Here is an 11,312-nt window from a genome sequence, read left to right on the forward strand (position 1 = left end):
CTTCTCGCTGTGGTGCCTCGGGGGAGGTTCCTTGGGCTTCCGCCTCTTCAACACTTGCTACATTGCGCAACTGTACAACTGTTGGTCGCGGTTCGGGCAGTGAGGTGTGGCTATGGCTGGGGTCCGGCGTCAGCGGAGGCAGAGGCGAAAGCGGGGGCGGGGGCGCGTGGGGCTTGCCCTGGTGGGAGGTGTGGTCGCTCTCGCGGTAGGTGCGGGCGGGTGGGTCTATGTGAAGTTGAACGGGAGCATTCAGACCTTCAGTGCCGACGGTGTTTCCGGTGATCGGCCTGCCGCCGGGGGGTCCGGGGCGCAGAACGTTCTCGTCATCGGGTCCGACGCCCGGACCGGTGGCAACGAGGATCTCGGGGGCGGGGATCCCGGGGACGTCGGGCGGTCCGACACCGCCTTCTTGCTCCATGTGTACGCCGATCAGCGTCACGCCGTCGCCGTCTCCATACCCCGCGACGCCCTCGTCGACATACCGCCCTGCAAGCTCCCCGACGGCAAGTGGACCGAGCCTCAGCGTCACGTCATGTTCAATTCCGCCTACTCCGTCGGCGAGACCGCCCAAGGGAATCCCGCTTGTACCCAGAACACCGTCGAGAAGTTGAGCGGGCTGCGCGTCGATCACACCGTTGTCGTCGATTTCAAGGGCTTCTCCGAACTCACCGATGTGGTGGGGGGTGTTCAGGTCTGCCTGCCCAAGGACGTGTACCAGAAGGATCTCAACCCGAACCGCGGTGATCGCGGGAAGCGGATCTTCAGCAAAGGGGTGCAGGAGGTCTCCGGGCAGCGCGCCCTGGACTACGTACGGATTCGGCACGGCATCGGCGACGGGTCCGACATCGGACGCATCAAGCGGCAACAGGCCTTCGTCGGCGCGTTGTTGAAGAAGATCAAAGGTGAGGGGCTCAGTCCCGGGAAGCTTCTTCCGCTCGCCGATGCCGCCGTTCAGTCCATGACCGTCGACCCCGGGCTCGGTTCCGCCGACAAACTGATCTCCTTCGCCATGTCCTTGAAGGACATCGATCTCGGCAACACCAAGTTCGTGACCCTGCCCTGGCGTTACGACGGTCCGCGCGTCGACGTCGTCGAACCCGACGCCAGTGAATTGTGGGCCGCTCTCAAGGAGGATCGGCCCCTGGAGGGTTCGCCTACCGGGCGGGGAAAGGGGGGCGGGAGCGGGGAGAGTGGGGATTCCGTTGGGCGGGGGATTTCCGTCGGCGTCTACAACGGGACCTCTGTCGACGGGCTCGCCGCCGAGGCCGCCGACGCGCTGACCTCCCATGGGTTCACCGTCACCCGTACCGCCACCGCCGACCGTCAGGACCACGCCACCACCGTCGTCGAGTACGGCTCCGGTGCGGGGCAGAAGGCTCGGGCCGAGGCCGTTGCCGGGGTGCTTCCCGGGGCGCGCGTACGAGCCGGGGGCGATGAGGGGGGAGGCGTCGGTTCGGGAGAGATCCGTGTTGTTCTCGGGCGGGCGTTCGCCGAGCGGCCCTCCGGTTCGGCCGGTTCGGCCGGTTCGGCATCCCAGGCACCCGCTGGTGCCGAATCTGGTGCCGACTCCGGTGTCGGCTCCGGTGCCGCGGAGTCAAAGGCCCGGTCCGCCGATGACGATCCCTGTTCCGATCTCTCCTACGGGTGATCCTGCGCGTACGCGTCGGCGTCCCTCCTGGCGAAGCGGCCCCGCAGCACGCGCAGCGCCGTCGCGTAGAGCGCGAGGACCGCCGTCAGGAGGGCGTAGTACAGCGGCGGCAGCGGTGTCATGCCCAGCGGCGGGCCCAGGGGGGAGAGCGGGAGCAGGAGGCCGGTCGTCGCCAGGGCCGCCGCCGCCCAGGTGACCGGCGTGGCCTTCGCGCGCGTCGTCCGCAGGAGCAGCATCACCAGCGCCTGCGTGAGGAGGTTCTCGGTGAACCAGCCCGAGTGGAAGACCGACTCGTCCTCCGTGCCCGTCGGGCCCGGCACCGCGGCGGCGAGGATCGCGAAGGTCGTCAGGTCCGCCGCCGCGTTGAGCACGCCGAATCCCGTGATGAAGCGGAGCAGGGCGCGGGGGCGCAGCGCCGACGGGCGGCGCAGGGCGGCCGGGGCCGGGCGTTCGTAGGCGAAGGCGAGCTGCGCCGCGTCGAAGCAGAGGTTCTGCGCGAGGACCTGGGCCGGGAGCATCGGCAGGAAGGGCAGCAGGAGGCCCGCCGTCAGCATCGCTATGACGTTGCCGAGGTTCGAGGAGAGGGTGCTGCGCAGATACGTCGCGATGTTCGCGCTGCTGCCGCGGCCGGTGGCGATGGCGTGGTCGATGGCCGTCAGGTCGGCAGGACCGGTCGACCGGTGGCCTTCCTCGTCGGTCCACTCCCCCGCCCCGCTCCTCGGCAGCACCACGTCCGCCGCCTCACGGGCCACCGGCACCGCGTCGTGCGGGGCCACGCCCACGTCGGCGGACCGGAGCGCCGGCAGGTCGTTGACGCCGTCGCCCAGGAAGCCCGTGGTGTGGCCGTGGGCGCGCAGGGCCGTGACGATGCGGGCCTTGTGCTCGGGGGTGCAGCGGGCGAACACCGTGGTGCGGTGGGCCAGCGCGGAGAGTTCGGACGGCGTGAGGTCCTCGATGTCGGCGGCCGTGCGGACCGCGTCCTCGGCGAGGGGCAGGCCCAGGTCGCGGCAGGCGCGCGCCGCCGTGCCCGGGTGGTCGCCGGTGAGGACCTTCACGGTGACGCCCCGCTCGGCGAGCGTGCGCAGGGCGGGTCCCGCGGCCGGTGCGAGCGCGTCGCGCAGGGTGACGTAGCCGCGGAAGGTCAGGCCCCGTACGTCCGCCGGGGTCCAGTCGCGGTGGCGGGCGGGGCGGTCGGCGGTGGCGACGGCCAGGACGCGCAGGCCCTGGTCCGCGTGGTGCGCGGCGCGGGCGCGGAGTCGGGCGCGCTCGTCGTCCGGCAGGGCGCAGTGGTCCAGTACGTCCTCCACGGCTCCCTTGACCACGAGCGTGTGGACGCCGAGGGCGGCGCCGGGGCGCGTCACGACGGCGGTGGCGAGGCGGCGCAGCGGGTCGAAGGGGAGCGCCGCGATGCCGTCGTGGCGCAGGACGGCGTCCGCGTCGACGGCGCGTCCCGAGGTGACGGCGTCCCCCTCACCGGCCGAGTCCTCCCAGCCGTCCGAGCCGCTCGGAGCACCCGTACCCCCCGTACCGCCCGCCCCGCCCCCGAAAGCCGCCTCCAGAATCGCCTCGTCCAGCGCGTCCGGCGCCGGCAGGTCGGCGAGTTGCAGCGTCCACCAGGCGTTCACGGCCGCCCACTCCAGGACCTCGGGCGCGGCGCGGCCGTCCGCGTCGAGGCTCTGCTCGACGACGGGACGGTCCTGGGTGAGGGTGCCGGTCTTGTCCACGCACAGGACGTCCATGGCGCCGAGGTCGTGCAGGGCGGGCAGCCGTCTGACGATCACTCCGTGGACGCGGGCGAGGCGGGCGGCGCCCCGCGCCAGGCACGTGGTGACGACGACCGGCAGCATCTCCGGCGTGAGCCCGACCGCGACCGCGACGGCGAACGGCAGCGTCTCCAGGCCGCGGCCGCGCAGCGCAGCGTCCGCCATGAGCACCAGCGGGGGCGTCAGGAGCATGAAGCGGACGAGGATCCAGGAGATGCCCCGCACGTCGCGGTCGAAGGCGTTGGGCGGGCGCGGCCCCACTCCCTCGTACGCCGCCGCGAACCGCGTACGCGCCCCCGTCGCCACCACCACCGCCGTCCCACTCCCGGACGTCACACTGCTTCCCTGGAAGCAGAGGTGCGAGGCGGGCGCCGAGCCGGGGCCCGCGGGCCCGGGACTCTTCCGCACCGGCGCCGACTCCCCCGTCAGGGGCGCCTCGTTCACGTGCAGGCCCTGCGACCGGAGCAGGTGGACGTCGGCCGGGACGAGGTCGCCCGCGGCGAGGCGGACGACGTCGCCCGGGACGAGCTGGTCCACGGGGAGTTCACGGGGTACCGCCGGCGCGTCGTCGTGCGGGCGGCGTACCACCGTCGCCGTCGTCGCCACCAGCTCGCGCAGCGCGCTCATCGCGCGGTCGGCGCGGTGCTCGCCCGCAGCGCGCAGCGCGCAGCTGACCACCACCAGGACGGTGATCACGCACGCCGTGCCCCACGCGGCCACGGTCGCGGAGACCAGGCCGAGGCAGAGCAGGACGGCGGTGAAGGGGTCACGCAGGCCGCGCAGGAAACGGCCGGGCCACGCCGCGCCCGCGCGGACCGGCGCGGTGTTCTCGCCGTGGCGGGCCAGCCGGGCCTCGGCCTCCTCCTCGGTGAGGCCGCGCGGTCCGGTGTCCAGAGAGCGCAGGACCGTGAGCGGGGTCGCCTCGACCGCGGCCGCAGGGGGCTCAGGCACCGGTTCCACGGAAGCGGCGGGCCGGGGTCCCGGCCTCCTCGGCGCGGGACGCGAGCTGGGTGACCATCAGGCGTACGACGGTGACCACGTCGGGGTCGGCGACGAAGTAGACCATCCTGCGGCCCTCGCGGCGCGCGCCCACGAGCCCGGCGAGCTTCAGCTTGGTCAGGTGCTGGCTGACGGCGGGCAGCGCGCCGCCCACCCGCTCGGCGAGACCGCTGACGTCGCTCTCGCCCTGCGCGAGCGCCCACACGATGTGCAGCCGCGCGGACGAGGCGAGCAGCCCGAAGGCGGCCGCCGCCTCCGTGAGCAGTTCGGCGGGCGGGTCGTCGTGACCGCCGACGCCCGTGACCGCCTGCCGGCCTCCCGTTCCGCCCACCGTCGTCCTTCGTCCTTCGTCTCGGATTCCGCGCTGCCGCATCGGTCGCGCCGCCTGATTACGTCGCGCCCAGGAGTTCCGTCGTCGGTGCGCCGTTCTCGGTGCTCCGTCCTCGGTGCTCCGTCCTCGGTGTTCCGTCGTCGGTGTTCCGTCCTCGGTGTTCCGTCGTCCTGGGGCCCGGCCAAGTCTAGGCGGGTGCGCGCCGGGGCCCGCCCGGAGCTCGGACCGTGATCTGCGCCGCGCTCCGCGGAAAGGATCACCACGGCGGGCGCATCTCCGGCATGCTGACCGGGGCCGCCGTGTATCGGACACGGCCCCGAGAACACGAAAGGAGGGCGCGCTCGTGGGCGACTGGATACGTTGCTTCCACCCCGCACCCGCCGCCGGGACCCGCCTGCTCTGCTTCCCGCACGCGGGCGGTTCGGTCAGCGCCTACCACGCCCTGTCGGCCGCCGTCACGGGCGTCGTCGACCCGCGGCTGGTGCAGTACCCGGGCCGCCAGGACCGGTACGGCGAGCCGTTCGCCGAGCGGGCGGACGACGTCGTCGACGCGGTGCTCGGCGTGCGGTCCCAGTGGGACGACGGCAGGCCGGTGGTCCTGTTCGGGCACAGCATGGGCGCGCTGCTGGCGTTCGAGACCGCGCGGCGTCTGACGGCCGAGGGACGGCCGCCCGCAGCCCTGTTCGTCTCCGGCCGGCGGGGGCCCTCGCTGCCCTGGCGGCCCGCGGGGCGGCGCCCGGTGCGCGAGATGTCCGACGCCGAACTCATCGAGGACATGCGGGGGTTGTCCGGCACGGACAACGAAGTCCTCTCCTCCCCCGAGCTCCTGCCGCTCTTCCTGCCGCCGGTGCGGGCGGACTACCGGATCGTCGACGAGTACGAGTACCGCGAGGGGCCCCTCCTCGACTGCCCCGTCATTGCCCTGACCGGCGACGACGACCCGCGCGTCACGGTCGAGGCCGCGCAGGACTGGCAGCGCGAGACGCGGGGCGCCTTCTCCTACCACGTGCTGGCGGGCGGGCACTTCTTCCTCGACGACCACCTTCCGTACGTCGCCGACGTCATCGCCTCCGCGCTGCCGGACCGGAGCGCGGCCACACCGTGACGGGGACGGGGTGCCTCCCCGGCACCCCGCCCCTGCCGGGGAGGCACCCCGCCACCCGGCAGGCGCCCCGCCCCGTTACTCCGCCTCGAACTCCGACAGCAGCGCGTCCAGCGAGTCCTCCCCCGCGCCCTGCTCCTTCGACTCGACGATGCGGTCGGCCAGTTCGTGGAGGGTCAGCTCCTCCAGGAACAGCGTGATGGGCACGTCGATGTCGAAGTCGTCCCGGAGCCTGCCGACCAGGTGCACGGCGGTCAGCGAGTCGCCGCCGGCCGCGAAGTAGGTCGTCTCCGGGCCCGCCGGACCGTCGAGGCCGAGCGCCTCGGCGAGGAGCGCGGAGACGGCCCGGGTCAGGTCGTCGCCGGGCGCGGCGGGCGCCGGGTCCTGCGGCACCTCCACGGAACGGGCCAGCGTGAGCGCGCCGAAGCTCTCCCCCGCGAACGGGTACGTCGGCAGGCTCACCCGGCGCGCCCCCGCGGGCCCGCCCGGCCACAGGACCGTGCCGCCCTTCAGCCACAGCTCGCCGAGCCCGCGCAGCCCGGCCTCGTCGGGCCCGCCGTCCTCGGCGTACGGGGAGCGGCCCTCGGCGAGCGCCGTCAGCCGCTCGGCGGCCTCTTCGGTGTCCGAGGCCAGGACGTACGCGCGGACGTCCATGGGGGTGCGGCCCGTGCGCAGGGTGTGCGCGGTGTCGGCGAGGGACGGGGCGCCGGGGGCGCGCAGGGCGGCCGCGAGGCGGGCCGCGAGCGCGGTGAGGGCGGTCTCCGTGCGGGCGGAGAGGGGCAGGATCTCGGTGCGCCGGGGCGCGGCGGCCTCGGTGGTCCCGGGGCGGGGCGGCGCCTCCTCCAGGACGACGTGGACGTTCGTGCCGCCGATGCCGAGCGAGCTCACGCCCGCGCGGCGCGGCCCCGCGGCGGGGCTCGGCCAGGGCGCGGCACGGTCCACGACACGGAACGGCGAGGCGTCCAGGGCGAGTTCGGGGTGCGGGCCGGTGACGTTGACGGTGGGCGCCAGCGTGGCGTGCTCCAGCATGAGCACCGCCTTGATGAACGAGGCGACGCCCGCGGCCGCGTCCAGGTGCCCGATGTTGGACTTCACGGAGCCGATGCCGACGCGCTCGCCGGTACCGGCGTCGAGCCCCTGGCCGTCGCTCCTGAACGCCTCCGTCGCCGCCGCCAGTTCGATCCGGTCACCGAGCGACGTCGCCGTGCCGTGCGTCTCCACGTACTGCGCGGCGGACGGCGCGAGGCCCGCGGCCGACCACGCCTCGACGATGGCCGCCGTCTGCTGCTCGACGCCGGGCGCGGTGAAACCGACCTTCGTGGCGCCGTCGTTGGTCAGGGCGCTGCCCCGGACGACCGCGCGGATCGGGTCGCCGTCGGCGAGCGCGTCCGCGAGGCGGCGCAGCACGACGACGCCGACGCCGCTGCCCGGCACCGTGCCGCCGGCGCGCTCGTCGAAGGGCCGGCAGCGGCCGTCGGACGAGAAGATGCCGCCCTCGTAGTGGACGTATCCCTGCCTGCGTACGGTGTCGACGCTGACGCCCCCCGCGAGCGCCGTGTCGCACTCCCCGAGGAGCAGCGCCTGCGCGGCGAGGTGCACCGCCGTGAGCGAGGTCGAGCAGGCCGTCTGCACGGTGAGGCTGGGGCCTTCGAGGCCGAGGCGGTAGGAGATCCAGGGGGCGAGGAACTCGCGGTCGGTGAGGATGCGGATCTGCATCGCACCGATCGACGCGGCCAGCCGCCGGTCGGTGTGGGCGGCCAGCATGTGCTCGGTCGGGCTGCCGCCGACGTAGACGCCGGTGCGGGTGGGAGCGGCGAGCGGGTCGTGGCCCGCGTCCTCCAGGGCGGCCCAGGCGGTCTGGAGCAGGAGCCGGTGCTGCGGGTCGAGGGCGGTGGCCTCGGTGCGGTGGAAGCCGAAGAGGTCGGCGTCGAAGCGGTCGGCGTCGGCGAGGTATCCCTTGGCGGGCACGTGGTCGGGTCCGCGCACCTCGCCCAACTCGGCTCCGTCGGCCAGGAGTTCGGCCTCGGTGAAGTCCGCGATGGAGCAGACGCCGTCGCGCAGGTTCGTCCAGTAGGCGTCCAGGTCGGGGGCGCCGGGGAACCGTCCGCTCATCCCGACGACGGCGAGGGCCGAGTCGAGGGCGGGGTCGAGGGCGGATCCGGCGTCCGCGGCCGGGTCCCAGGTGGCTGGCTCGGTCATCGTGGCGTGCCCTTTCTGGAGCGGAGCCGTTGTGCGGCGGCGGTCTGGCGTGCGCGGCGGTCACTGCCCCTGCGCTGGGCCGCGGTGGCGGCGGGGGTGTCGGCCCCGGGGTCGGGGGCCTGCCCTGAGGTCCGGTCGAGGTGGGCCGCGACCGAGGCGACGGTGGGGTGGCGGAACAGGTCGACCAGGGAGAGCTCCGCGTCGCCCGTCGCCTCGCGGAGGGCGGCGAGGACGCCGAGCATCCGCACCGAATTGCCGCCCAGGTCGAAGAAGTTGTCGTGGACGCCGACCTGGTCCCGGGCGAGCGCGCGGGCCCACACCTCGGCGACGCGCCGTTCGGTGGCGGTGCGCGCGGCGACGTGGGCACGGCCCTGGTCGTGCCGCTCCCCCGAGGGTTCGGGCAGCCGGGCCCGGTCGATCTTGCCGGAGCGGTTGAGGGGCAGTTCGTCGAGGTGGACGTAGACCTCGGGCAGCATGTAGCCGGGCAGGCGCTCGGCGAGGTGGGCGCGCAGGTCGTCGTCCGAGGGGGCCGCGCCCTCGCGGTGCACGACGTAGGCGACCAGGCGCTGGTCGGCGCCGTCGCCGCGCACGGCCGCCGCGGCGACGGCCACGTCCGGGGAGCCCGCCAACAGGGCCTCGATCTCGCCGAGTTCGATGCGGATGCCGCGCAGTTTGACCTGGGAGTCGGAGCGGCCGAGGTAGTGGATGCGGCCGCGGGCGTCGATGCGGGCGAGGTCGCCGGTGCGGTACATCCGGGCGCCGGGCGGGCCGTAGGGGTCGGCGACGAAGCGTTCGGCGGTCAGGCCGGGCCGGGCGACGTAGCCGCGGGCCAGCGAGGCGCCCGCGATGTAGACCTCGCCGGTGACGCCGGTGGGGACGATGCGCAGGCGGTCGTCGAGGACGTGCACGCGCGAGCCCGGCACCGGCCGGCCGATGACGACGGGTTCGGTGGGGACGAGGTCGGCGGTGGTGGCGTAGACGGTGGCCTCGCTGGGGCCGTACGCGTTGACGATCCGGCGGCCCGGCTCGGCGAGGCGCTCGACGAGTTCGGCGGGGCAGGCCTCGCCGCCGACGGCGAGCGTGACGAGGTCGGGCAGGCGCCCGGCCACGTCGGGCAGCAGCATCGCGGCGGACGGCGGCAGGAACACGTACGAGATGCGCGAGTCCCGCAGCCGGGCGAACAGCGCGTCGCCGAGCCGCTCGTCGTCCCGCGCGATGTGCAGCTCGGCGCCCACGACCCAGGGGAAGAACAGGTCGGAGACGGCGACGTCGAAGCCGAACGACACGAATTGCAGCACGCGGTCGCCCGCCGTGACCGGGAACGCGGGCCGCACCGCCAGGGTGAGGTTGAGCAGCGCGCGGTGCTCGACGGCGACGCCCTTGGGCACCCCGGTGGAGCCGGAGGTGAACAGGATGTACGCGAGGTCCTGCGCGGTGGGCCGCTCGCCCGCGGGCAGCGGGCCGGGCGCGTCGGCCGCCGTCGCGTCGGCCCGCAGGCAGGGCACGCCGAGGGCCTCTCCCTTCGGCGCGGTCTCCTCGGCCGTGATGAGCAGCCGGGTCCCGGAGGCCTCGACCATGTGCGCGAGGCGGGCGTGCGGGTGGGCCTGGTCCAGGGGGACGTACGCGCCGCCCGCGCGGAGCACCGCGAGGGCCGCGATGCCCATCTCGGGCGAGCGGGGCAGGAGCAGGCCGACGGGGATGCCGGGCCGCACCCCGGCCGCGCGCAGCCGCAGGGCCAGCGCGTCGGCCCGGGCGAGGAGTTCGCGGTAGCTGAGCCGGACGTCGCCGCAGACCAGGGCGGTGGCATCGGGCCGTGCGGTGGCGACGTCCGCGATGAGGTCGGGGACCAGGCGGCCGGTGGGCGCGGCCTCGTCGGTGCGGTCGGCGGACGCGATCGCGCGGGCGCGCTCCTCGGCGGGGACGGCGTCCAGCGTGGACAGCGGCGCGTCGGGGCGGGCGAGGGCGGCGTCGAGGAACGTCTCGAAGCCGTGCACCCAACGCCGGACGGTGGCGGCCTCGAAGAGGTCGCCGCGGTAGATGAACTGCGCGGCGAGGGCGTCGTCGCCCCACCGCTCGACGTGCAGGTGGAAGTCGAACTTCGAGGTTTCCAGGGCGAGTTCGACGCGCTCGACGTCGGCGCCCGCGAGCGGCAGGGACAGTTCGGTGTCGTCGTCGTACGAGAAGACCAGCTGCACGAGCGGGTCGTGGCTGGTCTCGCGGGCCGGGGCGACGGCGTCCACGACGGACTCGAACGGCGCGTCCTGGTGGGGCTGCCCGGCGAGCAGCGCGGCGCGGATGCGGCCGATCAGCTCGCCGTAGGACGGGTCGTCGCAGAGGTCGACGCGCAGGGCCAGGGTGTTGGTCAGCATGCCGACCAGGTCCTGGAGTTCGGGCCGGTCGCGGCCGGACACCGGGTAGCCGATGACCAGGTCGTCGCGTCCGCTGAGCCGGCCGAGGTAGGCGGCGTACGCGGCGAACAGCGCCATGAACGGCGTGCCGGCCCGGGTCCGCGCGGCCTCGGCGAGCCGCGCGCGGACCGCGTCGGCCAGCAGGAACCGCTCGGCGCCGCCGTCGGCGGTGCGCACCGCGGGGCGCGGCCGGTCCAGCGGCGGCGAGACGACCTCGGGCGCCCCGCGCAGCGCCCCGGCCCAGTGGGCCACGGCGTCGGCGTAGCCGCCCGCGGCCTGCCGCTCGCGCTGCCAGACGGCGAAGTCCGGGTACTGGATGGGCAGTTCGGGCGGGCTGTGGGGCAGGCCCCGGGCCTCGGCGGCGTACGCGGCGGACAGGTCGCGCAGGATGATGCCGAGGGACCAGCCGTCGCAGACCAGGTGGTGGGCGACGAGCAGCACGCGGTGGCTGCCGTCGTCGACGGCGTACACCGCGCACCGCAGCAGCGGCCCGGCCGCCGGGTCGAAGGGGCGGGCGGCGTCGGCCCGCAGCCGCCGGGGCACCTCGTGCGCCGGCACGTCCTTCTCGACGGCCAGGTGCGCGCGGCCGGTGGCGGCCACGAGCTGGGTCTGCGTGCCGTCGGGCGCGGTGCGGAAGACGGTGCGCAGCGACTCGTGGCGGGCCACGAGGGCGTCCAGCGCGCGGGTGAACGCGCCGAGGTCGAAGGGGCCGTGCACGGCGAAGGCCGCGGGCACGTTGTACTGGGCGGTGCCGGGGTTCAGCCGGTCGAGGACCAGGAGCCGGCTCTGGGCGTCGGAGACGGGGAACTCGTACTCCTCGACGGCCACGGGGGCCGCCGGGTCCAGTGTGTCGTCCACTGGG

6 protein-coding genes are annotated in these 11,312 nt (G+C 74.7%); 2 read left to right on the forward strand and 4 right to left on the reverse strand.

Annotation, left to right across the window (positions count from 1 at the left end; all coding sequences use genetic code 11):
* Positions 1 to 112 precede the first annotated feature (112 nt).
* On the forward strand, positions 113 to 1,648 hold the full coding sequence (locus AB0L89_RS09240) for an LCP family protein (protein WP_365136741.1): 1,536 nt from the start codon (positions 113 to 115) through the stop codon (positions 1,646 to 1,648).
* Here the strand turns inward: AB0L89_RS09240 and AB0L89_RS09245 are convergent.
* Both AB0L89_RS09245 and AB0L89_RS09250 read right to left on the reverse strand, forming a co-directional pair.
* Positions 1,639 to 4,362: an HAD-IC family P-type ATPase gene (locus AB0L89_RS09245; RefSeq protein ID WP_365136744.1), complete on the reverse strand. Its 2,724-nt coding sequence runs from the start codon at positions 4,360 to 4,362 to the stop codon at positions 1,639 to 1,641. The two genes, AB0L89_RS09240 and AB0L89_RS09245, sit on opposite strands and share 10 nt — an antisense overlap.
* On the reverse strand, positions 4,355 to 4,741 hold the full coding sequence (locus AB0L89_RS09250) for a metalloregulator ArsR/SmtB family transcription factor (RefSeq protein ID WP_365136747.1): 387 nt from the start codon (positions 4,739 to 4,741) through the stop codon (positions 4,355 to 4,357). The genes AB0L89_RS09245 and AB0L89_RS09250 overlap by 8 nt, the downstream gene beginning before the upstream one ends.
* Before the next feature lie 343 nt (positions 4,742 to 5,084).
* Here AB0L89_RS09250 and AB0L89_RS09255 point away from each other — a divergent pair, with 343 nt between their 5' ends.
* Positions 5,085 to 5,846 carry an alpha/beta fold hydrolase gene (locus tag AB0L89_RS09255; RefSeq protein WP_365136750.1) on the forward strand — a complete coding sequence of 254 codons (762 nt, stop codon included), beginning with the start codon at positions 5,085 to 5,087 and terminating at the stop codon, positions 5,844 to 5,846.
* Positions 5,847 to 5,921: 75 nt separating this feature from the next.
* Here AB0L89_RS09255 and AB0L89_RS09260 read toward each other — a convergent pair whose 3' ends face one another.
* Positions 5,922 to 8,042 carry a beta-ketoacyl synthase N-terminal-like domain-containing protein gene (locus AB0L89_RS09260; RefSeq protein ID WP_365136753.1) on the reverse strand — a complete coding sequence of 707 codons (2,121 nt, stop codon included), beginning with the start codon at positions 8,040 to 8,042 and terminating at the stop codon, positions 5,922 to 5,924.
* Complete coding sequence (locus AB0L89_RS09265; RefSeq protein ID WP_365136756.1) at positions 8,039 to 11,308, reverse strand: amino acid adenylation domain-containing protein; 3,270 nt, start codon at positions 11,306 to 11,308, stop codon at positions 8,039 to 8,041. The genes AB0L89_RS09260 and AB0L89_RS09265 overlap by 4 nt, the downstream gene beginning before the upstream one ends.
* Positions 11,309 to 11,312 lie beyond the last annotated feature (4 nt).

Source organism: Streptomyces sp. NPDC052114 (assembly GCF_040680155.1).
In the GTDB taxonomy this organism is placed as follows: domain Bacteria; phylum Actinomycetota; class Actinomycetes; order Streptomycetales; family Streptomycetaceae; genus Streptomyces.

Coding starts and splice junctions, on each gene's coding strand:
- AB0L89_RS09240 (WP_365136741.1), top strand. CDS start 113: ATGGCTGGGGTCCGGCGTCAGCGGAGGCAGAGGCGAAAGCGGGGGCGG.
- AB0L89_RS09260 (WP_365136753.1), bottom strand. CDS start 8,042: ATGACCGAGCCAGCCACCTGGGACCCGGCCGCGGACGCCGGATCCGCC.